Origin of the sequence: Dryocola baronae (assembly GCF_051297175.1) — a bacterium.
Taxonomy (GTDB): Bacteria; Pseudomonadota; Gammaproteobacteria; order Enterobacterales; family Enterobacteriaceae; genus Dryocola.
Map to the genome: position 1 here is coordinate 2,589,335 of NZ_JBINNY010000001.1, position 22,324 is coordinate 2,611,658.

General features: G+C 59.3%; 24 protein-coding genes. 11 read left to right on the forward strand and 13 right to left on the reverse strand.

The features are described 5' to 3' along the window. Positions 1-75 precede the first annotated feature (75 nt). Positions 76-735 carry a GntR family transcriptional regulator gene (locus ACSPHG_RS12185; protein WP_435953755.1) on the reverse strand — a complete coding sequence of 220 codons (660 nt, stop codon included), beginning with the start codon at positions 733-735 and terminating at the stop codon, positions 76-78. 180 nt (positions 736-915) lie between these two features. On the opposite strand from ACSPHG_RS12185, the gene ACSPHG_RS12190 reads away from it, so the two are divergent. Genes ACSPHG_RS12190 through ACSPHG_RS12210 form a run of 5 tightly spaced genes read left to right on the forward strand, consistent with a single transcriptional unit; the run spans position 916 to position 6,529 of the window. Continuing rightward, a complete protein-coding gene (locus ACSPHG_RS12190; protein WP_435953756.1) occupies positions 916-2,409 on the forward strand; it encodes an ABC transporter substrate-binding protein in 1,494 nt (497 codons plus the stop codon). Continuing rightward, positions 2,406-3,266, forward strand: coding sequence for an ABC transporter permease (locus tag ACSPHG_RS12195; protein WP_435953757.1), 861 nt, complete (start codon positions 2,406-2,408; stop codon positions 3,264-3,266). The genes ACSPHG_RS12190 and ACSPHG_RS12195 overlap by 4 nt, the downstream gene beginning before the upstream one ends. 1 nt (position 3,267) lies before the next feature. Beyond that, positions 3,268-4,182, forward strand: a complete 915-nt coding sequence (locus ACSPHG_RS12200) for an ABC transporter permease (RefSeq protein WP_435953758.1) — start codon at positions 3,268-3,270, stop codon at positions 4,180-4,182. Then, the gene (locus ACSPHG_RS12205; protein ID WP_435953759.1) at positions 4,179-5,513 is read left to right on the forward strand and encodes a M20 family metallopeptidase; all 1,335 of its coding nucleotides are present in this window, start codon (positions 4,179-4,181) and stop codon (positions 5,511-5,513) included. Before ACSPHG_RS12200 ends, ACSPHG_RS12205 begins: the two co-directional genes overlap by 4 nt. A gap of 26 nt (positions 5,514-5,539) precedes the next feature. Continuing rightward, the gene (locus ACSPHG_RS12210) at positions 5,540-6,529 is read left to right on the forward strand and encodes an ornithine cyclodeaminase (protein WP_435956006.1); all 990 of its coding nucleotides are present in this window, start codon (positions 5,540-5,542) and stop codon (positions 6,527-6,529) included. Here ACSPHG_RS12210 and ACSPHG_RS12215 read toward each other — a convergent pair. Together ACSPHG_RS12215 and ACSPHG_RS12220 are read right to left on the reverse strand one after the other, a co-directional pair. Next, entirely contained in the window at positions 6,512-8,140 is a 1,629-nt protein-coding gene (locus ACSPHG_RS12215) for a dipeptide ABC transporter ATP-binding protein (protein WP_435953760.1), read from the reverse strand. The genes ACSPHG_RS12210 and ACSPHG_RS12215 overlap by 18 nt on opposite strands. Positions 8,141-8,409: 269 nt before the next feature. Further along, a complete protein-coding gene (locus ACSPHG_RS12220; RefSeq protein WP_435953761.1) occupies positions 8,410-8,583 on the reverse strand; it encodes a GhoT/OrtT family toxin in 174 nt (57 codons plus the stop codon). A 537-nt stretch (positions 8,584-9,120) separates the two neighbouring features. On the opposite strand from ACSPHG_RS12220, the gene ACSPHG_RS12225 reads away from it, so the two are divergent. From ACSPHG_RS12225 to ACSPHG_RS12240, 4 genes are all read left to right on the forward strand, one after another. Then, entirely contained in the window at positions 9,121-9,390 is a 270-nt protein-coding gene (locus ACSPHG_RS12225; RefSeq protein ID WP_435953762.1) for a LysR family transcriptional regulator, read from the forward strand. Further along, positions 9,377-10,048, forward strand: a complete 672-nt coding sequence (locus tag ACSPHG_RS12230) for a LysR substrate-binding domain-containing protein (protein WP_435953763.1) — start codon at positions 9,377-9,379, stop codon at positions 10,046-10,048. Before ACSPHG_RS12225 ends, ACSPHG_RS12230 begins: the two co-directional genes overlap by 14 nt. A 280-nt stretch (positions 10,049-10,328) precedes the next feature. After that, positions 10,329-10,430: an ash family protein gene (locus tag ACSPHG_RS12235; RefSeq protein WP_435953764.1), complete on the forward strand. Its 102-nt coding sequence runs from the start codon at positions 10,329-10,331 to the stop codon at positions 10,428-10,430. Between the two features lie 85 nt (positions 10,431-10,515). Continuing rightward, positions 10,516-10,821: a helix-turn-helix domain-containing protein gene (locus tag ACSPHG_RS12240; RefSeq protein ID WP_435953765.1), complete on the forward strand. Its 306-nt coding sequence runs from the start codon at positions 10,516-10,518 to the stop codon at positions 10,819-10,821. A 110-nt stretch (positions 10,822-10,931) separates the two neighbouring features. Here the strand turns inward: ACSPHG_RS12240 and patD are convergent, their stop codons facing one another. Genes patD through ydcS form a run of 5 tightly spaced genes read right to left on the reverse strand, consistent with a single transcriptional unit; the run spans position 10,932 to position 16,294 of the window. Further along, positions 10,932-12,359: an aminobutyraldehyde dehydrogenase gene (gene patD / locus ACSPHG_RS12245; protein ID WP_435953766.1), complete on the reverse strand. Its 1,428-nt coding sequence runs from the start codon at positions 12,357-12,359 to the stop codon at positions 10,932-10,934. Positions 12,360-12,378: 19 nt separating this feature from the next. Further along, positions 12,379-13,185 carry an ABC transporter permease gene (locus ACSPHG_RS12250; protein WP_435953767.1) on the reverse strand — a complete coding sequence of 269 codons (807 nt, stop codon included), beginning with the start codon at positions 13,183-13,185 and terminating at the stop codon, positions 12,379-12,381. Then, on the reverse strand, positions 13,175-14,077 hold the full coding sequence (locus tag ACSPHG_RS12255) for an ABC transporter permease (RefSeq protein WP_435956008.1): 903 nt from the start codon (positions 14,075-14,077) through the stop codon (positions 13,175-13,177). The genes ACSPHG_RS12250 and ACSPHG_RS12255 overlap by 11 nt, the downstream gene beginning before the upstream one ends. Before the next feature lie 43 nt (positions 14,078-14,120). Beyond that, the gene (locus ACSPHG_RS12260) at positions 14,121-15,134 is read right to left on the reverse strand and encodes an ABC transporter ATP-binding protein (RefSeq protein WP_435953768.1); all 1,014 of its coding nucleotides are present in this window, start codon (positions 15,132-15,134) and stop codon (positions 14,121-14,123) included. 14 nt (positions 15,135-15,148) lie between these two features. Continuing rightward, a complete protein-coding gene (gene ydcS / locus ACSPHG_RS12265; protein ID WP_435953769.1) occupies positions 15,149-16,294 on the reverse strand; it encodes a putative ABC transporter substrate-binding protein YdcS in 1,146 nt (381 codons plus the stop codon). Positions 16,295-16,605: 311 nt separating this feature from the next. On the opposite strand from ydcS, the gene ACSPHG_RS12270 reads away from it, so the two are divergent. Next, positions 16,606-16,992 (forward strand): VOC family protein, encoded by a 387-nt coding sequence (locus tag ACSPHG_RS12270; RefSeq protein WP_435953770.1) that lies wholly within the window; start codon positions 16,606-16,608, stop codon positions 16,990-16,992. 143 nt (positions 16,993-17,135) lie between these two features. Here ACSPHG_RS12270 and ACSPHG_RS12275 read toward each other — a convergent pair whose 3' ends face one another. Continuing rightward, positions 17,136-18,023, reverse strand: a complete 888-nt coding sequence (locus ACSPHG_RS12275) for an SDR family oxidoreductase (protein WP_435953771.1) — start codon at positions 18,021-18,023, stop codon at positions 17,136-17,138. Positions 18,024-18,147: 124 nt separating this feature from the next. On the opposite strand from ACSPHG_RS12275, the gene ACSPHG_RS12280 reads away from it, so the two are divergent. Beyond that, positions 18,148-19,038 (forward strand): AraC family transcriptional regulator, encoded by an 891-nt coding sequence (locus ACSPHG_RS12280; RefSeq protein ID WP_435953772.1) that lies wholly within the window; start codon positions 18,148-18,150, stop codon positions 19,036-19,038. 46 nt (positions 19,039-19,084) lie between these two features. On the opposite strand, the gene ACSPHG_RS12285 is transcribed toward ACSPHG_RS12280, so the two are convergent. The 4 genes from ACSPHG_RS12285 to ACSPHG_RS12300 form a co-directional block, all read right to left on the reverse strand. Beyond that, entirely contained in the window at positions 19,085-19,213 is a 129-nt protein-coding gene (locus ACSPHG_RS12285; protein ID WP_435956009.1) for a type II toxin-antitoxin system RelE/ParE family toxin, read from the reverse strand. Further along, complete coding sequence (locus ACSPHG_RS12290; RefSeq protein WP_435953773.1) at positions 19,210-19,737, reverse strand: GNAT family N-acetyltransferase; 528 nt, start codon at positions 19,735-19,737, stop codon at positions 19,210-19,212. Before ACSPHG_RS12290 ends, ACSPHG_RS12285 begins: the two co-directional genes overlap by 4 nt. 2 nt (positions 19,738-19,739) lie before the next feature. Next, complete coding sequence (locus tag ACSPHG_RS12295; protein WP_435953774.1) at positions 19,740-21,152, reverse strand: aminotransferase-like domain-containing protein; 1,413 nt, start codon at positions 21,150-21,152, stop codon at positions 19,740-19,742. A gap of 76 nt (positions 21,153-21,228) precedes the next feature. Further along, positions 21,229-22,284: a mechanosensitive ion channel family protein gene (locus ACSPHG_RS12300; RefSeq protein ID WP_435953775.1), complete on the reverse strand. Its 1,056-nt coding sequence runs from the start codon at positions 22,282-22,284 to the stop codon at positions 21,229-21,231. Between the last annotated feature and the right edge of the window lie 40 nt (positions 22,285-22,324).

Genomic DNA, 22,324 nt, shown 5'->3' on the forward strand with positions numbered 1-22,324 from the left:
ACGCGTACGGGTACCCGCAGGCGCAATAAAGGCCGCGTTTGAAAAAGAGTATTAATTTCTGACGGTGACTAATCGTTAGCCAAAATACTGCTCACGTAAAATAGTCGCCCCATCGTCAATGGATTTAATCAACGCTTTCACGCAGCGTTGGGAATCACCCTGCTCTAGCGCTTCCAATAAATCATCGTAATTATGGTGGCCCTGCGCCATTTCCTCTGACTGCGGGTAGAGATAGTTAAAGCAGGGTCCAATTCGCACCCAAAGTTGCTCAATAAGCGCGGTCAGGGTCGGCATCTGCGCGTAGCCGTAAAGCTGGAAGCGAAACGCCCGGTTTGCCTGTAACGCCTGCTCAACGTCGCCCGCCACCTTCGCAGCGCGGAAAGCGTCATACAGCTGATGCAGCGTCGCCAGCGATTCTTTATTGATCAAACGCACCGCTTCGGTAACCGCCATCACCTCCAGGCTTTTACGAATCGTGTTGATTTCGTGATACCGGCCAAGCGTAATCTCCGGGACTAAAAAAGCCTGGGCGGGCGTGGCGTCCAGCGCCCCGGAAGAGACAAGCCGTAATAAAGCCTCACGCACCGGCGTAATACTTGTCCCTAACTGCTCGGCAATATCTTTGGTGACCAAACGAGCGCCTGGTTTCAATGCCCCTACAATCAATGCACTTTTTAACCGGGCCTCAACCTGCATGGTCAAACTCATTCTTTGGGCTTTTTCCAGATCAAGCATGTTTATTTCCTATTGCAAAAAAACTATTTTGTCATTGTAGTTTCATAGACTGGCTTGTCATAAACGGAGCTTATAAGATATATCATGTATTTATCTTTGCCCATTTATATAACCAGTGTGAATTTTTTACCCATTTTAATCCGTCAAATGACGACGATTACGCATAGGGACTGACTCTAAATGAAACAATCGGGCCGTAAACTTGCAATCCTGGCAGCGCTGGTCGCGCTCGCCTCGCCGCTGGGCAATGCCAGCGAACTGGTGATTGCGCAACCTGCCTCCGCCACGGCGATGGACCCTGGTTTTCTTAAAGAAGCCGCCACACTGGTCGACAATCTCTTCGATACCCTGATCCTGCGCGACAGCGCGATGCAGCTTCAGCAGGGCCTGGCTACCTCCTGGAAAGCGCTGGATGACACGACCTGGCAATTCGATCTGCGTCCCGGGGTCACTTTTAGCAACGGCGAGCCCGTTAACGCGGCTGCGGTGAAGTTTTCCATCGACCGAATTCTCGATCCAAAGAACCACGCGCCGACCATATCTTACATCAGAACCATTAAATCTGTTGAAGTAACGGGCGAGCATCAGGTAAGAATTCATACCGACGGCCCGGACCCGCTTTTGCCCACCAGAATGAGCCGTTACCCAACATATATCGTTCCGCCTGCCTATGTAAGTAAAGTCGGTGCTGCGGAATTTGCACGAAAACCTGTCGGAAGTGGCGCATATACATTAAAAGAATTTATACCTGACGAGCGCGTAGTGATGCAGGCCAACCCAAATTACTGGCGCGGCAAGCCTTCCATCGACACCGTAACCTGGCGGCCAATTCCGGAAGCCACGGCGCGGATTACCGCCCTGCTGACCGGCGAAGTGCAGCTCGTGGACAGCGTACCGGCCGACCTGGTCGGCGCGTTGAAAAACAAACCTGGCGTGCAGCTTGAGCAGGTAAAAGGCGGCGGGCTGACGATATATCTCGGCCTAAAAAATAATGAGAAACCGCTCGGCGACGTGCGCGTGCGCCAGGCGCTTTCCCTTGCGCTGAACCGCCAGGCCTATACCTCGCAGCTGCTGCACGGCTTCGGTACGCCAACCGGCACCATGGCGGGCGCAAAAGACTTCGGCTATTTAAACGTTCCGGCCCCGGCGCAGGACGTGGAGAAGGCCAAGGCGCTGCTTAAAGAAGCGGGCTATGCCGACGGCTTCACCCTGAAATTCCAGGCCCCAAGGCGCTACATCGCAAGCGCGGAAGTCGCCCAGGCGATCGTTCAGGATCTGGCGGCTATCGGCGTGAAGGCCCAGCTCGAAGTGCCGGAATGGTCGGTCTACACCCAGCAGGTGGCGTCCGGCAAGCAGGCGCAAATGTACATGCTGGCGTGGGGCTCAACCCAGACGCTGGACGCCGACGCCGCGCTGTACCCAATTCTGCATTCGGGCGAACCTTACTCCACGGTGAACTCGCCGGAGCTGGATAAGCTGCTGAACGCCAGCCGCAGCACGGTCGACGGCAAAAAACGCGAGCAGATCCTTCAGCAGATCCAGCAGGAAGTGGCGAAAGAGCAGCCGTTAATCCCGCTCTACCGTGAAGACTCCCTGTACGCCAACGGCGAAACCGTAACCTTTAAAGGCCGTGCCGACGCGCGCATCCCGCTGTTCGACCTGAGGGTGAAATGATCTTCCCAGCACGCCTGCTGTCCCGCCGCCCGCGCCGCCGCTTTTCCGGGGACGGCGTCGTCGGCGGTTTCCTGCTGGCGGCGGTCATTCTTGCGGCGCTCGTTTCACCCTGGCTGCCCCTTCCCGACCCGTTAACCAATAGCCTGGCGGATATTTTCCTGCCGCCGGGCACGGTAACGGCTTCCGGCACCCACTGGCTCGGCACCGACCAGCTCGGGCGCGACCTGCTTTCCCGCATTTTGTCCGGCACGCGCCTGTCGCTGATGGTCGTGCTGCTGGCGGCGGCGATTGCGGCGGTGGCGGGCACGCTGCTGGGCATGATTGCCGGGTATCTCGGCGGCTGGGTCGACGCGGTTATCATGCGCCTGATGGACATCCAGCTCGCCGTGCCGTTTATCCTGCTGATTTTGCTGGTAATGGCGCTGTTCGGCACCACGCTGCAAAACATCATCGTGATCATGGGCGTCACCAGCTGGGCGATTTATGCCCGCGTGGCGCGCGCCAAAACGCTGGAAATCCGCGAGATGGAGTTTATCGAGGCCGTCCGCGCGATGGGCTTTTCCACGCCGCGCATCCTGCTGCGCCACGTGCTGCCAAACCTCGCCACCCCGCTGATCGTGCTGCTGACGTTAGACATCCCGCGCCTGATTGTGCTTGAGGCGTCCATCGGGTTTCTCGGCATGGGCATTCAGCCGCCGACCCCGACGCTGGGCAACCTGATTGGCGAAGGCCGTTCGTACATGCTGCTCGCGCAGTGGCTGGTGCTTTATCCGGGACTGGTTATCGCAGCGCTCGTCGTCGGCTGTAATCTTTTGGGCGACAGCCTGCTGCGCAAAACTCAAACGAGGCTTGACTGACATGTTGCGCTATATCCTTTCGCGTCTCGGTCAGTCGGTGCTGGTGATGTTTGGCGTTTCGCTGCTGATTTTCTACAGCCTGCACCTCACCGGCGACCCGGCGGCCATCATGATGCCGCCCGGCTCAAGCCAGGCTGAAATAGACCATTTCCGCAGCGCGATGGGCTTTGACCAGCCGCTTCTCTGGCAGTACGGCCACTATCTCAACGGCGTGCTGCACGGCGATTTGGGCCAGTCGCTGCGCTATGACCAGCCGGTCACCGGGCTTATCGCCCAGCGCGTGCCTGCCACACTTCTGCTTGCCGTCACGGCGCTGGCGTGGAGCACGGTGGTCGGCGTGCTGCTCGGCCTGGTGAGCGCCATCTGGCGAAACGGCTTCTGGGATCTGCTGGCGCGCCTGCTGGCCTTCAGCGGCCAGGCCATTCCGGTTTTCTGGCTCGGCCTGCTGATGATCCTACTGTTCAGCCTTAACCTGCGCTGGCTGCCGTCCAGCGGCTACGGCACGGCCAGCCAGCTCGTCATGCCCGCGATTAGCCTCGGCGCGTATTATATGAGCGCAATTGCGCGCCTGGTCCGCGCCAGCCTCATCGATGTGCTACACCTGGATTATATCCGTACCGCACGGGCCAAGGGGCTAAGCCGCTGGCGCATCCTGATTCGTCACGGCCTGCGCAACGCGCTGATCCCGGTGGTGACCGTACAGGGGATGTACTTCGCCTCGCTGCTGGGCGGCGCGCTGGTCACCGAAATCATCTTCGCGTGGCCGGGCATCGGGCGTCTGGCGGTGCAGGCGATACAAAATCGTGATTTCCCGCTGGTGCAGGCGATAGTGCTGCAGGCAGCCCTGGTCTTCGTCATCGTTAACTTACTGATTGATTTGCTGTATGTGGTATTAAATCCGAGGATCAGGTTATGACACATCTCAACGCTACGCTTGCTCTGCTGCGGCAGATTACGCCCTTTGAGAGCGTGGCGGGCAACCTTGCGCAGCAGCAGGCGCTGGCCCAGTGGCTGGAAGAGTGGATGGTTCACGAGCTGGACGCTGAGGTGGTCTATCCGGTAAGCGAGCAGCGGGCGGACGTCGCCCCGCCGCTGGTGCATATCCGCGTGGATATCGGCGCGCCGGAAACGCTGGTGCTCTACAACATGTACGACGTGATGCCCGCAGCGCGCGACGGGTGGGAAGCCGATCCTTTTGTGGGCGGGCTTGCCCACTGGGCGGATAAAGGCGACGTGTTTATCGCGCGCGGCGCGGAAAACAATAAAGGCCCGCTGGCGGGCATGCTGATGGTCGTGCGGGACCTCTACCACGCGGGGCAGCTGCACACCAATATCGAGATCCTGCTTGAAGGCGAAGAGGAGATTGGCAGCGGCCATCTGCGCCGCTATCTGGCACAGCAGCCCTGCCCGATAGATCCGGCGCAGGCGGTTCTGTTCCCGTCGCTGTGCGAATACGGAGGTGGCGCGCCGCGCATCTACCTTGGCTTTACCGGCATGAGCGCGGGCCGCCTGTGCGTCAAGGGCGGCAGCTGGGGCGGCCCAACGGCGGCCATTCACGCCAGCAACGCCGCGTGGATTGCCAATCCGGCCTGGCGTTTGGTTCAGGCGCTGAGCGCCATCGCTCCGGCGCATGCCAACGGCGTGCTGCACACCCAGCCTATCGATGAACAGGCGGGCCAGCTTCTTGATGACCTGGCGCTTACCTTTAACCTTGCCGACGAGCTGCGCTTTCGCCGCAGTGAAAAGCTGCTGATCGCCGGGGACACCTACAGCAGCCTCGCCTGGCTGTTGGGCAGCGCGGTGTTAAACATTTCCGACCTGGCGAGCAGCCCGCAGGGCGGGCGCGGGGTGATCCCGTGGCAGGCCTGCGCCGAACTGGCGCTGCGCACCCCGCCCGGCATCGATGCCGACGCGCTGCTTCACCGCATTCGCGATCGGCTGCAAAACCCGGCCTTTGAAGGCGTAGAGCTCCAGCTTGACGACAGCTACCCCGGCCACCGCTTCACCATGGACGATCCGGGCGTGCTGGAGCTGATGACCAGCTATCACCAGCAGCAGGCCAGGCCGCAGATTTGGCCCTGGGCACCCGGCTGCGCCCCCGCCTATGCCTTTGCGCCCGTCGCCCCCGCGTTCCTGATTGGCGGCCTGGGCGAAGGCGGCAACGCCCACGGCGTCAACGAATACGTCACGCTGCGCGGCCTCCAACGCTTTCAGCAGTCGCTGCGCGACTGGCTGCTGGCCTTCTGAATTTGCAGGGGAAAGACATGTCCGATCTGCGTTATTTAACTCAATCCCAGGTTGCCGCGCTGGGCGGCAGCGATCCTCTTCTGGCGCTCAACGACGTTATTGATACCGTGAAGCTCATGCGCACGGGCGAAGCCAGCATGCCCGCCGAAACCCACGTCACGCTCGACGCGCCCCAGGGCAAGGTTTACTCCCTTCCCGCCCGCGTTGCCGGGCGTTTTAACGCCACCGGCGTAAAGTGGACGGCGCACCGCCCGCAGACGCGGGACGGCCTGCCGATGGCTATCGCCATGACGCTGCTCAACCGCGCCGACAGCGGCCTGCCCGTAGCGCTGATGCAGAGCGGCTCGCTGACCGCCGCCCGCACCGCTGCGGTTTCCGCCCTCGCCCTGACGCATGCTGCGCCCGCCCCGCTCAAGCGCGTTCTGCTTTTGGGCGCTGGCGTACAGGCAGCGGCGCATTTACAGATGTTAAGCAGCCTGTTTCCGCGCCTTGAGCGGGTGACGTGCTGGAACCGCACGCCTTCTCACCTCGAAAACATGTTGGATAAAGCCGGTGACCTGCCCTGGCCGGTGCAAAGAATCACGGGGATCGACGAAGCGCTCGCGCAGCCCTGGGACGCGCTGATAGCCTGCACTGGCGCGGGCCAGCCGTTCATCGGGCCAGAGGCGATGGGGCCGGGGCGTCTGGTGATGCAGATTGGCTACCACGAGGTGAGCTTTGAGGCGATAGACCGTGCCGATAAGGTGCTGGTGGACGGCTGGGGCGATTACTGCAACACCAGCGCGAAAAGCCTGTTTCAGATGTACCGCACCGGGGCGTTTAGCGAAAGCCGGGTGGCGGCAGACCTGGCGAATCTGGTGGTGGACGGCTGGCGTCCGGGCCCGGACGACTGCGTGTACTTCTCATCGTTTGGCCTGAACGTGTTTGACATCGCCCTCGCCGCCCGCGTGGCGCACGAGGCGCAGCGGCAGAACGTTGGCACCGTGCTGCCGCTGGAGTTAGGCCCGCTGGCGTAGCAGCAGCGCCTGCTTGATATCCGGGGCCGCCGTCAGCAGCTGGCGCGTGTAGTCGTGGTTCGGGCGCTCCAGCACCTGCCGCGTTTCGCCCGTTTCGATAATATTCCCGCGATACAGCACCACGATACGGTCACAGATCTGGCGCACCGCGCCCAGGTCGTGGCTGATAAACAGCACGGTCAGGCCGAGCCTGTCGCGCAGATCGGCCAGCAGCGCGAGGATCTGCCCGCGAACGGAGAGATCCAGCGCGGAAACCGCCTCGTCGGCCACCAGTAACTCCGGCTCCAGCGCCAGCGCTCTGGCGATCGCAATGCGCTGGCGCTGCCCGCCAGAAAACGCGGCGGGCATGCGGCTGGCAACGCCCGGCTCCAGCCCGACCAGCTCTAAAAGTTCGGCAACCCGCGCGGGGATAGCTTCGGCCTTGCGCAGCTGATGCACGCGCAGCGGCTCGGCAATCTGCTCGCCGACCGACATTTTCGGGTCGAGGCTGGCGTAGGGATCCTGAAAGATAATCTGCGCGCGCCTGCGCATTTGCTGCTGCTCGCGCGCCGACGCCCGCGTCAAATCCAGCCCGTCGAAGATAATGGTGCCGCCGTCTGCCGGAACCAGGCCAATCGCCGTGCGGCCCAACGTGGTTTTACCCGATCCTGACTCACCAATCAGGCCGACGATTTCGCCGCGCTCGATTTCCAGCGATGTCGGCTGTAGCACGGTGTCGCGCTTTGCGGTAACGAAAGGCAGCGTTTTCTCGCCGGGATAGCTTTTGGTGACGCGGGAAAGCTGAACGAGCGGCGAACGCGACCCGTCCGCACGACGCGCAGGCACCGCTCCGGCACCTGAAGCGGCAATAAGCTGCCGGGTATAGGCGGCCTGCGGTGCTGTCAGCAGCTGCGGAACGTCGCCGTGTTCAACGATATTGCCCTGATAAAGAACGTAAGCCCGGTCGGCGTAGCGCGCTACCACGCTGAGATCGTGGGTGATAAACAGTACGCCCATCGCCATTTCGCGCCGTAGCTCTTGCAGCAGGGTGAGGATCTGCGCCTGAATAGTCACGTCCAGCGCCGTGGTCGGTTCGTCCGCAATCAGCAGCGCGGGCTTGCAGCAAATCGCGCTGGCGATCATCACCCGCTGACGCATGCCGCCGGAAAGCTGGTGGATATACTGTTTCGCGCGCGCGGCCGGGTCGACGATACCCACGCGGTCGAGCAGCCCAACCGCTTCCCGATGCGCCTGCTTCCAGCTCATATCGCGGTGGCGTACCAGCACTTCTGCTATCTGCTCGCCGACCTTCAGCACCGGGTTCATGCTGCTCATCGGCTCCTGGAAAATCATCGCCATATCCCGCCCGCGCAGCCCGCGTGGGAAGGCCATACCCGGTTTAGCCACCACGCCGCCGTTAAAGATGACCTCACCGCCCTGCTGATAAACGCCTTCCGGCAGCAGCCCCATCACGGCAAGCGAACTCAGGGTTTTCCCGGAGCCGGACTCGCCCACCAGGGCAACGAACTCCCCGCGTTCGACGTTAAAAGAAGCCTTGTTTACCAGCGGCTTATCGCCGTGCGTGACGAGGGTGAGTGAATTAACGGTTAACAGCGATTCCTGGCCTGGCATAAGCATCCCGAGCGGCTAAAACAGTGGTGCCCAACACTATAGCAAAGGTTGATATGCACGTAAGTCACTATATTTAAGCAATAAAAAAGGCCATCTGCGGAAGATGGCCTTTAGCGTTTTAACTGAAGTTACCGTTACTGCTGTGGAATCGAGTAATCCTGATAGTCACCTCCGTTTCATCGCGGGTACTGAGGCAAACATACTCCTGTCATCCGGTGAGAACTACAACCTGCCTCACACTTTTGGGCGAGCCTATTTCGGCGTTCTGCTCAGAACAGCGAAAACATCAGCGCGACGGGAAAGCTCATCGGCCAGGTAGCGCCGACCAATACGGAACTTAACAGCTTCATTTTCCTGGTATCGTGGGCGAGAAACCAGGTGATTACGGCAGAGATCAGCGCCATTACGGCGTAAAAAACCAACATATGTTGATAAAGCGTCATACAAATTTTTATAAATTGATAAAATAGTTGGCAAATTATGCGCTTTTTTTATGATGCTGATCAAGTTTTTAACTTAAGTGAAATGTCGGTTAAGGAGCTTTTTGTCGGATGGCGCTGCGCTTATCCGACCTACGGGCGAGGTATGGCTTCAAAACGTCGGATGGCGCTTCGCTTATCCACCCTACGGGCGAAGTATGGCTTCAAAACGTCGGATGGCGCTGCGCTTATCCAACCTACGGGCGAGGTTTGGCTTCAAAAACGTCGGATGGCGCTGCGCTTATCCGACCTACGGGCGAGGTATGCTATGAAAATGTAGGGCGGGTAAGCGCAGCGCCACCCGCCGAAAGACAGGCGGATGACCTGTCAAATAGACTTTGTCTAAACATAGGAAAAACTGAACGTTCTCGCTCTATCAATATTTCAGCATGGATTGCAGTTTTGCATGTCCTTAAGAGTGCTAAGCTTTTTGGACGTAACGAGACGCGGACTGGTTTCTCTATTAGATTTTAAACTCCTAACGACAAGAGGGATCCAGGTATGTCTCAAGAAAATAAACGAGATGTCAGCAAATTTGACCTTAATCTCCTCGCCACCTTTGAAACGATTTACACCACCCGCAGCGTCACGCGCGCTGCCGAGGTAATGAACCGGGCCCCCTCTTCTGTTAGCAGTTCTCTGCAAAAGTTACGAGATTTCTTTGCCGACCCGCTTTTTATCCGCCAGGGCGGTATTTTAACCCCGTCGGCGGTTGCAACAGATATCTACAATCGCCTTCAAAACGTATGGCGGCCTGATGTACGATCTTGAATCCCTCACGCAGGGGGAAAGCAAGTCCGTACTGAAAGTTCATTGTCCTACCTATGTGGCGTTGCATGTACTGCCTGTAATCGTCCGCTGGCTGGAAGAGAATGCCCCGCAATGTCGGGTGATACACCGTGATTTTCTGCGCAATCTGGACACGCCCGAAGATCTGCTGCAGCGCCGAGGGGTTGATCTACTTTTCGACGTCTTCCCCAGTCAACACTTTGCTCTGGAAACCGTTCCCCTTTATCAGGAGGACTGCGCCTTCATCTGCCGCAAGGATCATCCGAGACTGGGGAGAAGCATATCGAAGGAAGAGGCAATGCAGGAAACGTTCGCCATTTTTGAGTCAGAAGGTGTGGACGTTAAGCTCGGTCGTTTAAACATCTTTAGACAACTCGGTGAAAGAACGCACGGGGCGGGTAGCACCTCACTGCTTGCGATCGCCGCGATAGTTGAACAATCAGACCTCATCTGCAACGTTCCGACATGGATTTATAAAAAGTTTCACGGGAGCTTCGACATCCGTACGCTGGAACAGTCGTTTGATCCGAATATTGTCACAACCTATATGATGTACCACAAAAACTCCCTGAATAATGAGATGGTAGCCGAGCTGGCAGGCTGGCTTAAACAGCATTTTGAAGGGCATAGCGAAGGGTAGCGGCCTTTATCGGCAGCATGAATACCAGACCAACTTCCTGCAACCTGGGGCGGGTAAGCACAGCGCCACCCGCCGCCATAACAAACAGCGATAAGCCAATACTGCAACACCTGCAACATTAAAAATATCTTTGGAAAACAACTCGCATTCTCTCTTTTAGCGGGTTGGTTAACGCAAGCAAATTGCGATATAGTCTGCGCCGCTGCGGCACAATCCGCAGCCGGGTTTCGCAGCCCGGAAAAACTATAAGGACGCACTTGATGTTACGCATTGAGTGCCAATGTCTCTGCACACCCGTTGCAAGCACAGTTCGAAAACTGTACTAACAACATCAATGGTGGCTCAGGCAGGGCAGCCTTCGGGCTGGCCGGTGTCCTTGTAGGCCGGTACTGCGAACCTTGTCTGAGCTACCACCCAAAGAGTTTCGCAGCTCCAGTGGTAGTCGTTATTACTACAAGGAGACGTACATGAAACTACCCCACAGCCCCACCTTCCTGCCCTTTCAACCAGACTGGCACAAAGCCGATATCATCGCGGCGCTGCATAAAAAAGGCACTTCGCTGGCGGCAGAATCCCGCGCGGCGGGTTTGAGCGCGTCGACATTAGCAAACGCGCTGACACGCCCGTGGGCAAAAGGTGAATTATTGATAAGCAAAGCGATAGGCGTACCCGCCGAAACCATCTGGCCGAGCCGTTATTTTGACGCGCAGACGCATCAGCCCGTTGCAAGGCCTATGCGTAATAGAAAACCGAAGCATAGTGTGAGTATGTAGGGCGGCGTATGGCTTCAAAACGTCGGATGGCGCTGCGCTTATCCGACCTACGGGCGAGGTATGCTATGAAGATGTAGGGCGGGTAAGCGCAGCGCCACCCGCCGTGGAGGTTAGGAATGCTTAATCATCACATGCCGAATCACGGTGTAATCCTCAAGCCCGAACAGCGACATATCCTTGCCGTAGCCCGACAGCTTCTGCCCGCCGTGCGGCATCTCGCTGACCAGCATAAAGTGCGTGTTCACCCATGTGCAGCCGTACTGCAACCTTGCGCTCATACGGTGCGCGCGGCCCACGTCCTGCGTCCAGACTGACGATGCCAGCCCGTAGGGGGAGTCGTTGGCCCAGTCCAGAACCTGCTCCTCTGCGTCAAACGCGGTGACGCTCACCACCGGGCCAAACACCTCTTTCTGCAAGATATCGTCCTCCTGCTTCGCCCCAGCGATAAGCGTCGGCTGGAAGTAATACCCCGGTCCTTCTATCTTCGCGCCGCCCGTCACCACCTTCACGTGCGGCAGGTTTTTCGCGGCGTTAACGGCTTTCGTGACGCGCTCCAGGTGCGCCTGCGAGCTTAACGGCCCCAGTTCGGTGGCTTCATCCTCCGGCGCGCCGTGTTTCAGGCTGGCAACGGCCTCGCCTAATTTTTCGACCAGCCTGTCGTAAATGCCCTTCTGCGCGTAGATGCGGCACGCGGCGGTGCAGTCCTGCCCGGCGTTGTAATAGCCGAAGGTGCGCACGCCCTCCACCACCGCGTCCAGATCCGCATCGTCAAAAACGATGACCGGCGCTTTGCCGCCCAGCTCCATGTGCGTGCGCTTAATCGACGGCGCGGTATGGCTGATGATGTGCTCGCCGGTGGCGATGGAGCCGGTCAGCGACACCATGCGCACTTTTGGATGTCCGGTCAGCGCATCGCCCACCGTCTGGCCGCGCCCGAAAAGCACGCTCAGCACGCCGGCCGGGAAGATATCTTTCGCCAGTTCGGCAAGCTTGAAGGCGGTAAGCGGCGTTACCTCCGAAGGCTTGATAACCACGCAGTTCCCTGCCGCCAGCGCGGGCGCAAGCTTCCACGCGGCCATCATCAGCGGGTAGTTCCACGGCGCGATTGAGGCCACGACGCCCACCGGGTCACGGCGGATCATCGAGGTATGCCCGCTCAGGTACTCTCCGGCGGCCAGGCCATTCAGGCAGCGGCAGGCACCTGCGAAGAAGCGGAAGACGTCGACAACCGCTGGGATCTCGTCGTTTAGCGCGCAGTGATAGGGTTTGCCGCAGTTTTGCGACTCCAGGCGCGCGAACGCCTCGGCGTTCTGCTCTATCGCATCCGCAAGCTTCAGCAGGTGTTCCGCGCGTTCTTTCGGCGTGGTTTGCCCCCACGAGCGAAAGGCCGCGTCCGCTGCCAGCACCGCGTCGTTCACCTGCTCCACGGTGGCTTCTGCTATCTCCAGCAGCACCTCGCCGGTTGCCGGATTGTACACCGGCAGCTTTTCGCCCAGTCCGTCCACTAACTGGCCGTCGATCAACAGTTGGCTTTGCATAGCGATACCCTTTATCAAGTTATTTCCCGCTGCCCGCAACGTCGTCTCCGCCACGGCTCAGCCAGTACGCCCCTAAAATGGGAATGGTTGTCATCAGCATCACCAGCAGCGCGACCACGTTGGTCACCGGCACCTCGCGCGGCCTGCCGAGCTGGTTGAGCAGCCACAGCGGCAGAGTGCGCTCATGCCCGGCGGTAAAGGTGGTAACGATGATCTCATCAAACGACAGCGCGAACGCCAGCATGCCGCCCGCCAGCAGCGCCGATCCGAGGTTCGGCAAAATCACGTAGCGGAAGGTCTGCCAGCCGTCCGCGCCCAAATCCATTGACGCCTCAATCAGGCTGTAGGACGTCCGTCGAAACCGTGCAACAACGTTATTGAAAACGATCACCACGCAAAAGGTGGCGTGGCCGATAACGATAGTGAGAAAGCCCGGCTCGATGCCCAGCGTTTTGAACGCCGTCAGCAGCGCGATACCGGTGATAATCCCCGGCAGCGCGATGGGCAGCAGCAGCAATAAAGAGATGGCGTTCCTGCCGAAAAACGCCCGACGCCACAGCGCGGCGGCGGCCAGCGTGCCGAGGATTAATGCAATTATAGTGGCCAGCGCGGCAATCTTAAGTGACAACGTCACGGATTCAAGGATATCCCCGCGCGCGGCCGCCACGCTAAACCAGCGCAGCGTCAGCCCCTGCGGCGGAAAGCTAAACGCCGCCTCTTCGGTGTTAAAGGTGTACAGCGCGATAATCGCCAGCGGGAAATGCAGGAAGATAACCCCGCCCCACGCGGCGATTTTTAGCAGCAGCGGCGCGCGTTCAGAGTGCATCGAAGGCCCCCAGGCGTTTTACCAGCGTCAGATAAAGGGCGATCAGCACGATGGGCACCAGGGTAAACGCCGCCGCCATCGGCATGTTGCCGATAGCACCCTGCTGGGAATAGACCATGTTGCCGATGAAATAGCCCGGCGGGCCGACGAGCTGCGGCACGATAAAGTCGCCGAGCGTCAGGGAGAAGGTGAAGATGGAACCCGCCGCCACGCCGGGAATGGCGAGCGGCAAAATCACGTGGCGGAAGGTTTGCGACGGCCGCGCGCCGAGATCCGCAGAGGCCTGGATCAGCGACGGCGGCAGGCGTTCAAGCGCCGCCTGAATCGGCAAAATCATAAACGGCAGCCAGATGTAGAGAAACACCAGAAAGCGCCCGAGCCCGGAGGTGGAAAGCGTGTTGCCGCCCACCGCCGGGAAAGTCAGTATCGCGCCGAGCACCGGCTCCAGCCCCATGTGCTGCAGAAACCACTGCGCCACGCCGTCGCGCGCCAGCAGCAGCGTCCACGCGTAGGCCTTAACGATATAGCTCGCCCACATCGGCAGCATCACGGCGATGTAAAAGAACGCCTTGAGCCTGCCGCTGGTGTAGCGCGCCATAAAGTACGCCATCGGGAAAGCCAGCACCGCGCTTGCCAGGGTGACGGCAATCGCCATGGTCAGCGTGCGCAGGATGATGTCGTAGTTTGCCGGGTGGAAAAGCGCTTCGAGGTTGGCGAGCGTCAGGTCCGGCGTGACCGACATGGTGAAGTCGTCGAAGGTGTAGAAGCCCTGCCAGAGCAGCGTCAGCAAAGACCCGAAGTAGATGACCCCAAACCATAACAGCGGCGGCAACAGCAGCAACGCCAGCCAAAACGTTGGCCGCTGCCACAGAAAGGTGGTGACGCGGCGCATCAGCCGCCTGTCGTGCCGGGCTGCGGGAAGGCTCATATCCATCTCATCCTTCCTCATGCAGCGGCACCATCGCCGCGCGCGGCCAGGCGGCCATCACCCGCTGCCCAATCTGATAGCGCTCTTCGCTGACCAGCCGCTGCGGGTTCGCCTCGCTGACCAGCAGCTTTTCGCCGTCGGCAAGGCGCAGCTCGAGGCGCGTTGCCGCCCCCTGATAGTGAATCTCCTGGATCGTTCCGCTGGCCTGAATCTCCCCTTCGCGGTCGATGACGATATGCTCCGGGCGCAGCGAATACGGCCTCTCGTCGCCGCATAGTTTCCGCGCAAGGTCGGGTGCAAGAACGTTGGACGTACCGACGAAGCCCGCGACAAACGCCGTGCGCGGCTGCATGTAGAGCTGGCGCGGCGTGTCCACCTGCTCGATGCGCCCGTTGTTGAACACGGCCACGCGGTCGGACATCGACAGCGCTTCGCTCTGATCGTGGGTGACGAAGATGAAGGTGATGCCCAGCTCGCGCTGGAGCTTTTTCAGCTCGCCCTGCATCTGTTCGCGCAGCTTAAGGTCGAGCGCGCCGAGGGGTTCATCCAGCAGCAGAACGCGCGGGCGGTTCACCAGCGCGCGCGCCAGGGCAACCCGCTGACGCTGCCCGCCGGAAAGCTGCGACGGCCTGCGCGCGTGAACGAAGCCGAGCGCCACCTGCTCAAGCGCCGCCTGCGCCGCCGCGCGGCGGGTTTTCTTATCCACGCCTTTGACCATCAGGCCGTAGGCGACGTTTTCCAGCACCGTCATGTGCGGGAACAGCGCGTAATCCTGAAAGACGGTGTTCACATCGCGCTGATACGGCGGCATGTCCTGCGCCTGCTTGCCGAAGAGGGTAATGGTGCCGCTCGATACCTGCTCGAAGCCCGCGATCATCCGCAGGCAGGTGGTTTTGCCCGAGCCGGAAGGCCCGAGCAGCGAGAAAAACTCCCCGTCGGCGATGTCAATGGACACGCCGTCCACGGCGCGCACGTCGCCATACACCCGCGTAACGTTATGAAACTGCACGGCGAAAGGCATATCGACCTCCGAGCCTAGCGGCCGCCCATGATGGCGATGTAGTCCTGTGTCCAGCGGCTGTAGGGCACGAACTTGCCGCCGTCGGCCACCGGCGTTTTCCAGAAGACGATTTTGTCGAAGTAGCCGTAGCCGTTGGTATCACAGCCTTTGTCGCCCAGAAGCGTGCTGGCCTTGCAGCCCTGCGCGACCGCCGGGAGCGAGCCGAACCACGCCGCCACGTCGCCCTGAACCTTCGGCTTAAGCGACCAGTTCATCCACTTATAGGCGCAGTTCATGTGCTTCGCATCGGCGTGCAGCATGGTGGTGTCCGCCCAGCCGGTGACGCCCTCTTTCGGAAATACCGTGGCGACAGGCTGCCCTTCGCCCTTCAAGGCGTTGGCCTGGTACGGCCAGGCGCTGGAAGCCACCACGCCCTCATTTTTGAAATCGCTCATCTGCACGGTGGTGTCGTGCCAGTAGCGGTGGATCAGCGCGTGCTGGTCGCGCAGCACCTTCAGCACCGCCTGGTACTGCTCTTCGGTAAGCTGGTAAGGGTCGCTGATGCCAAGCTGCGGCTGGGTGGCCTTGACGTACAGCGCGGCGTCCGCGATGTAGATCGGGCCATCGTAGGCCTGAACGCGCCCCTGATTCGTTTTGCCGTCCGGCAGGTTTTGTTTCACAAAGATAACGCCCCAGCTGTCCGGCGGCGTCGGGAAGGTTTTGGTGTTGTACATCAGCAGGTTTGGCCCCCACTGGTACGGCGTGCCGTACACTTTGCCGTCAACGTTAAACCATGAGCCTTTCACCAGGCGCGGGTCAACGTCCTTCCAGTTCGGGATAAGCGCGGTGTTAATCGGCTGGACGCGCTTGCCCATGATCAGGCGCAGCGACGCGTCGCCCGACGCGGTGACCAGGTCGTAGCCGCCCTTCGCCATCAGGCTGACCATTTCGTCGGAGGTTGCCGCCGTTTTCACGTTGACCTTGCAGCCGGTTTCCTTTTCAAAACCGGTTACCCAGTCATACTGTTTATCGGTATCGCCTCGTTCGATGTACCCCGGCCAGGCGATGATATCCAACTGCCCTTCGCCGTCGCCGATTTTCGTGGGGATCTCCGCCGCCTGTGCCGAAAGCACGGTCAAACAGAGGGAGGAAAGGGTCCACAGAGCCTGTCTTGTACGCATTGCGTCTACTCCTGTCTGAAAGATAAAGGCGGCACGCGGCGGCGCTGGTGCCAAAAGTGAGAATAAATCCCCGTAAAAAAACAATAGTCTGCGCCAATATGACGAGCATGGCGGCGGCGGTAAATTTCATCAGGTTGTGATAGACCGCGCAGTAAAACCAGCAACCCGCGGGGCTTGCAGGTCGCGGATTTTGCCGTCAGGCGGTAACATAAAAAGGTAATTTTTCAAGTGTAGACAGCGTATTACCGCGCCGCTTCGCCGGATGCCGGTTTTTCGTTAGTATCGAAATTTCATATGGATGGAGGGGTTAAATGCAGGTTGCTCATATTGCTCTGTGGACCAACAACCTGGAGCGCGCGGCGGCGTTCTGGCGCGAACATTTCAACGCCACCGTTGGCGAGGCCTACCGCTCGCAGCGCCGCGAAGGCTTTATTTCCCATTTCGTTCAGCTTGCTAACGGCCCGGCGCTGGAGCTGATGACCCTGCCCGGCCTTGTGGACAAACCGCCGCGTGAAGATAACCGCACCGGCTGGGCGCATATCGCCGTGAGCCTCGGTTCGGTAGAAGCCGTGGACACAATGGCCGCGGCGCTTGAGCCGCTGGGTGCGCTGGTACACGCCGCGCGCTGGACCGGCGACGGCTTTTACGAAGCGGTGATCGCCGACCCGGACGGCAACCTAATCGAAATCACTTCCTGAACCCATTCGTTAACGGCGGGAGTTTCCCGTCATGCAGATGAAGGGGCACAAATGACAATTGCCGTTAAGAAATAAACTATCGCCCACGTTCTCATCCTGACCCGTCCGTTCTGGCTGCGGCCAGGGTGAGAATTTAACTCGCGTTAAGCGACGCGCATGCTTTCAAGATCGGTAATCAGCTCCGGCCCGGTTGGACGCCACCCCAGCCGTTCCTGCGTTAATGCGCCCGATGCAGACATATCGTGCCCCGCAAAGGTATGTAGCCAGCCGAAGTGCCCGGCCGCGTTAACCGCTGCGATGCTTTTCACCGGCACGTTCAACACATGCCCGATGGTTTCGGCGATGGTGCGCATGGCAATCCCCTCTTCTGCGACCGCGTGATAGCGGCTCCCCGCGACGTTTTTCTCCAGCGCCAGCACGTAAAGCCGTGCCGCATCGCTCAGATGCACCGCCGACCAGCGGTTTTGCCCGTCGTCGACGTACGCGGACACGCCCTTCTCGCGAGCCAGCTCAATCAGCGGACTGATTAAACCCTGTTTCAGCGGGGTGTGTACCTGCGGCAAGCGCACCACCGACACGTTGACGCCCCGCTGTGCGACGGCTTTACCCGCAAGCTCGGACGCCCTGCGCGGGTTCGGATGGTCGGGATTGAAATGGTCTTCATAGGCCAGGGCGTTATGTTCTAAGGCCCCCATTCCCACCCCGGAAGTGATCAGCAGCGGGCGTTGGGAGCCTTCAAGCGCTGCCCCAAGCGCCTGAATCACGCGCGCGTCCTGTTCACAGTTGGCGATAAAGGTCGAAAAATCGTGGTTGAAGGCCGTATGAATTACGCCGTCAGCCCGTGAAGCGCCGCGCCGCAGGCTGTCGAGATCTTCGATATCGCCGTAAAACGCCTGTGCGCCTGCCGCCGCCAGCGCCCGTGCGCCGCGCTCGCTGCGGGTCAAGCCCAGAACCTGATGCCCGGAGGCAAGCAGTTCGCGAGTAATCGCCGTACCGATAAAACCGGTCGCGCCGGTAAGAAAAATACGCATAGTCTCGTCGCCTTAATGTACATGAAGGGCCGCCTGTTGCCCGGTGTCCACTACTCTAGATTCTGTCTGCGATACGATCTATGCTGAAAAGTCGCTAATTATCGTCCAATCGTCCCGAGGTGCTATGGACCCGCTTTCCGAACTCCTATCCTTGCTCAAGCCGCAGAGCTATGCCTCGGGCGGCGTAGCCCTGCGGCGTGAGATGGCGATTCAGTGGCCGCATCATGAGGGCATCAAGTGCTATTCCGTGGTGTCAGGACAATGCTGGCTGTCGGTTGCGGGCGAGCCGGAAGCCGTTTTGCTCCGCGCCGGGGACTGCTACCTGCTACCGCCCGGCCCACCCTTTAGACTTGCGACGGATTTGGCGGTAGAACCCGTTGATTTTGCCATTCTGCGTGCCGAGGGGCGTTTAGGCAGCCTGGAGAACGGCGGCGGCGAAGACGGCTGTTTTCTGGTCGGCGGCCATTTTCTGCTTTCCGGGCACCTGGCGCAGATGCTGCTAGGCGCGCTGCCGCCCATCGTGCATATCCGCAAAGAGAGCGACAAAGCCGCGATGCGCTGGTCGCTTGAGCGCATGGCCGATGAGGTTCGCCATCCCCAGCCCGGCGGCGCGCTGATCGCCCAGCAGCTGGCGTACATGATGCTCATCCAGGCGTTGCGGCTACACCTGAACGCTGCGGCGAGCGTCGGCTGGCTGTTTGCGCTGGCCGATAAGCAGATGAGCGCCGCCATCTCCTGCATGCACGACGATCCGGGACATAGCTGGACGCTGCAAAGCCTTGCCGCCAGGGTCGGCATGTCGCGTTCTGTGTTTGCACGCCGCTTCAAAGAGACCGTCGGCACCGCGCCAATCGAATACCTGACGCAGTGGCGAATGCAGCTGGCCTGCGAGCGGCTCAAAAACGGCAGCGAGGCGATCCCGCATATCGCACTGTCGCTGGGTTATGAATCTGAGAGCGCTTTTGGCAAGGCTTTCAAGCGGGTCATTGGTCATTCGCCGGGGCAGCACCGATAAAATGAGTCTGTTTGCAGCGTTTGCTTCCAGCGCTGCAAACAGAGCGCTATGTTTGCATCAGCCGCAAATCCGTTTTGTGCTGCTGTTTTAGCATTTGATAAAAATTCTCATGGGCACCGAGGCTGAGGAGATAAAGCTCAAGCCGCGCGTCCAGCCAGCTGTAGCCAAGCCTTATTTTTTCCTGATTCGATAAACAACATGACGCCGTAAAGGGTGGCCGTCCGGCACCATCGGATGGTCAAAATCCTCACCCCGCGTCATGCCAATTTTTTCCATTACCCGCTGGGAAGGTTTGTTCGGCAAGGCGGTGAAGGCGACGATTTCGTCCAGGCCGTACTGCTGAAAGCCAATTTTCAGAGCCTCGCGCGCGGCTTCCGGCGCGTAGCCTTTGCCCCAAAATTGTTTCGCAAGCCGCCAGCCAATCTCCACGCAGGGCGAAAACGGCAGCGTGTAGCCAGGCTTATTCAGCCCGACGAAGCCGACAAAAGCGCCGCTGTTTTTTTCCTCCACGGCCCAGAATCCCCAGCCGTTTTGCGCCATTCTCTCTTCGAAGGCGGCGATCGTGCCGTCGCTTTCTTGCGCGGTGAGCGGGTTTAAAAAATAACGCATGACCGCTTTATCGGCGTTCAACGCGGCGAAAGGCTGGCGATCGCCTGGCTGCCACGGGCGCAGGATCAGGCGCTCGGTTGGATAGTTCATCTTCACTCCTTGATTTGCTGCTGGATTAAACGTGACAACGTCACGACCGCCTGCTGTTCTCTTTCACCCCATTCCCACGAGGCGTTGAGGCGAAAATAGTTGTCCCAGGCCCGCCCGGTGGTGAACATTTTGCCCGGCGCGATGCTGATTTTCTGCGCGATGGCCCGTTCGCTGAGCAGGCTGGCGTCCATATAGTCAGGCAGTTCAATCCACAAAAAATAGCCGCTTTCGCTGCGGTGGATTTTTACCTCGGTGGGTAAAAGCGTGTGCAAAGCCTGCCATGCCTGCTGTTTGCGTTCGGCGAGCGTGCGGCGCAGGCGGCGCAGATAGGTGTCGTAGCGTTTGGTGGCGAGATAGTCGACCAGCGCAAGCTGCATTGGCGAGCTGGTGGAAAGCGTGCTCATCAGCTGTAGCTGCTGAATGCGCCGGGCGTGCCTGCCCGCCGCCACCCAGCCGATGCGAAAGCCCGCCACCAGGCATTTCGAAAACGACGAGCAGTGGAGCGTGATGCCCTGCTCGTCGAAGGCGCGGGCGGGCAGCGGTTTGTCGCGGCCGTAGTAAAGCTCGCTGTAAACGTCATCTTCAATCAGCGTGACGTCGTGCGCCTGTAAGAGCTTGACTAATTCGCGTTTTTTCTCCGGCGTCAGCGTGACGCCAAGCGGGTTCTGGCTGTTGGTCATCAGCCAGCAGGCCTTGACGGGATAGTCGTTGAGCGCCTGTTTCAGGGCCGCCAGGTCGATGCCGTTTTGCGGATCCGTCGCCACCGACAGCGCCTTTAAGCGCAGCCGTTCCAACGCCTGAAGCGCGCCGTAAAAGCAGGGGTTTTCGACAATCACCCAGTCGCCCGGCTGCGTTACCGCCTGCAGGCTAAGGTTGAGCGCCTCAAGCGCACCTGCGGTAATCACAATTTCGTCGGGAGAAACCTGCATCCCCTGCTGCGCGTAGCGGCGGGCGATGGCGTGCCGCAGAGCCTCGTTGCCGGGCGGCAGGTTTTCTATAACGCTCATCGCCGTTGCGGTTTTGCTGACCGCCGCCAGCGAGCGGTTAAGCTGCTGAAGCGGGAACAGGCGCGGGTCGGGGAAAGCGGAGCCAAACGGCACCACCGACGCGTCGCAGCTGGCCTGGAGGACATCGAAAATATAGGTGTTGATATCCACCGACTCGTCCTGCGTCACCTTAACGGGAGCGGGCGTGGAGCGTGGGGCAACGCGCGGCGCGACGTAATAACCAGACTGCGGCCGCGCGACGATTACCCCCTGGCTTTCCAGCGTCTGGTAGGCATGGCCGACGGTCATAAAGCTCATTCCGCTGTGCCCCACCTGCTCGCGCAGCGAAGGCAGCTTTTCCCCCGGCAGCCACACGCCTAGCGCTATCTGGTCTTTGATCTGCTGTGCCAACTGCTGGTACTTCTTCATACGTCGCTCCCCGTGTATATCAGCGTTATAAAAATACGCTTTTTTTGGAAACTGTTATAGCCATGTGCGACCTTGTTTAACGCGTTGTCTGCGTTTGGGCAGTAGAAATTTTCAGGGAGTCCGTGCTGTTTTCCACGTACAGCGTCCTGCTCGGAAACGCAAAATCCGCCCCGTGCCGGTGAACGATATCGATAAACTTCAGATAGCAGGCCTGCTGAACCGCCAGCCATTCGGCCCACGCCGTGGTTTTGGTGAAGCAGTAAATCATAATATTCAGCGACGAATCGCCGAAGCCGTTGAAATAAACGAGCAGCGTTTGCCGCTGGTCGATATTCTCGTTGCTGGCTAAATATTCGCGTATTTCATCGACAATCGGCCCAATTTTATCCGCATCCTCATAGCGCAATCCTAATGACGTTTCTATTCGACGATTGGTCATGCGCCCCGGGTTTTCGACGCTGATGTCGGTGAAGGTGGAATTAGGAACATAAAGCGGCCGGTTTTCAAAGGTCATTATTTTCGTCAGCCGCCAGCCAATTTCCACCACCACGCCTTCTATATTACGATCCGGCACGCGCACCCAGTCGCCGATATTAAAAGGTCGGTCAAAATAGAGCATCACGCCGGAAAAGAAGTTGCTTAAAATATCCTTCCCGGCCATACCAACAATGATGCCGCCCACGCCGCCGAAGGTCAGCAGGCCGGAGAAACTCATGCCGAAATGCTCGCCGTAAAGCAGAACGACCACCGTCACCACGCTGATTTTGAGCATGCGCGCGATGATTCTGGCGTCGGTAACGTTGCTGCCTTTCGCTATCTGCCGCTGTTCCAGCACGTCAAACAGCTCGAACATTTTGCGCACCAGCATTAACAGGATGACGGTCAGGCAGGTAAAGTTTACCGCCTCCGGCGAAAGCAGCTTTATCTCTATTTCTTCCAGAAGGCTGTTAACGATATTTCCGGCGCAGACCACCGCCAGCGAGGCCAGTAAAAACCGCAGCGCCTGCATAATGAACTGATAGCGCAGCTGCTGTCGTTTTATACGGTAAACGGAGGTGATAATTAATCCGATAATACAGCTTATTAACACCACTAAGCCGACGATATTTTCCATAATAAGCCGCAGTGCCATGACGTTATTTCCTCATCGATACGACTGGGTTATTTGATGC

What these genes read in the sequence shown, in the direction of transcription:
- ACSPHG_RS12295 (WP_435953774.1), bottom strand. Translation starts at nt 21,152, where the DNA reads ATGAAGAAGTACCAGCAGTTGGCACAGCAGATCAAAGACCAGATAGCG.
- ACSPHG_RS12230 (WP_435953763.1), top strand. Translation starts at nt 9,377, where the DNA reads ATGTACGATCTTGAATCCCTCACGCAGGGGGAAAGCAAGTCCGTACTG.
- ACSPHG_RS12190 (WP_435953756.1), top strand. Translation starts at nt 916, where the DNA reads ATGAAACAATCGGGCCGTAAACTTGCAATCCTGGCAGCGCTGGTCGCG.
- ACSPHG_RS12290 (WP_435953773.1), bottom strand. Translation starts at nt 19,737, where the DNA reads ATGAACTATCCAACCGAGCGCCTGATCCTGCGCCCGTGGCAGCCAGGC.
- ACSPHG_RS12200 (WP_435953758.1), top strand. Translation starts at nt 3,268, where the DNA reads ATGTTGCGCTATATCCTTTCGCGTCTCGGTCAGTCGGTGCTGGTGATG.
- ACSPHG_RS12260 (WP_435953768.1), bottom strand. Translation starts at nt 15,134, where the DNA reads ATGCCTTTCGCCGTGCAGTTTCATAACGTTACGCGGGTGTATGGCGAC.
- ACSPHG_RS12270 (WP_435953770.1), top strand. Translation starts at nt 16,606, where the DNA reads ATGCAGGTTGCTCATATTGCTCTGTGGACCAACAACCTGGAGCGCGCG.
- ACSPHG_RS12255 (WP_435956008.1), bottom strand. Translation starts at nt 14,077, where the DNA reads ATGCGCCGCGTCACCACCTTTCTGTGGCAGCGGCCAACGTTTTGGCTG.
- ACSPHG_RS12220 (WP_435953761.1), bottom strand. Translation starts at nt 8,583, where the DNA reads ATGACGCTTTATCAACATATGTTGGTTTTTTACGCCGTAATGGCGCTG.
- ACSPHG_RS12235 (WP_435953764.1), top strand. Translation starts at nt 10,329, where the DNA reads ATGTCTCTGCACACCCGTTGCAAGCACAGTTCGAAAACTGTACTAACA.
- ACSPHG_RS12185 (WP_435953755.1), bottom strand. Translation starts at nt 735, where the DNA reads ATGCTTGATCTGGAAAAAGCCCAAAGAATGAGTTTGACCATGCAGGTT.
- ACSPHG_RS12300 (WP_435953775.1), bottom strand. Translation starts at nt 22,284, where the DNA reads ATGGCACTGCGGCTTATTATGGAAAATATCGTCGGCTTAGTGGTGTTA.
- ACSPHG_RS12240 (WP_435953765.1), top strand. Translation starts at nt 10,516, where the DNA reads ATGAAACTACCCCACAGCCCCACCTTCCTGCCCTTTCAACCAGACTGG.
- ydcS (WP_435953769.1), bottom strand. Translation starts at nt 16,294, where the DNA reads ATGCGTACAAGACAGGCTCTGTGGACCCTTTCCTCCCTCTGTTTGACC.
- ACSPHG_RS12250 (WP_435953767.1), bottom strand. Translation starts at nt 13,185, where the DNA reads ATGCACTCTGAACGCGCGCCGCTGCTGCTAAAAATCGCCGCGTGGGGC.
- ACSPHG_RS12215 (WP_435953760.1), bottom strand. Translation starts at nt 8,140, where the DNA reads ATGCCAGGCCAGGAATCGCTGTTAACCGTTAATTCACTCACCCTCGTC.
- ACSPHG_RS12280 (WP_435953772.1), top strand. Translation starts at nt 18,148, where the DNA reads ATGGACCCGCTTTCCGAACTCCTATCCTTGCTCAAGCCGCAGAGCTAT.
- ACSPHG_RS12225 (WP_435953762.1), top strand. Translation starts at nt 9,121, where the DNA reads ATGTCTCAAGAAAATAAACGAGATGTCAGCAAATTTGACCTTAATCTC.
- ACSPHG_RS12205 (WP_435953759.1), top strand. Translation starts at nt 4,179, where the DNA reads ATGACACATCTCAACGCTACGCTTGCTCTGCTGCGGCAGATTACGCCC.
- ACSPHG_RS12275 (WP_435953771.1), bottom strand. Translation starts at nt 18,023, where the DNA reads ATGCGTATTTTTCTTACCGGCGCGACCGGTTTTATCGGTACGGCGATT.
- ACSPHG_RS12195 (WP_435953757.1), top strand. Translation starts at nt 2,406, where the DNA reads ATGATCTTCCCAGCACGCCTGCTGTCCCGCCGCCCGCGCCGCCGCTTT.
- patD (WP_435953766.1), bottom strand. Translation starts at nt 12,359, where the DNA reads ATGCAAAGCCAACTGTTGATCGACGGCCAGTTAGTGGACGGACTGGGC.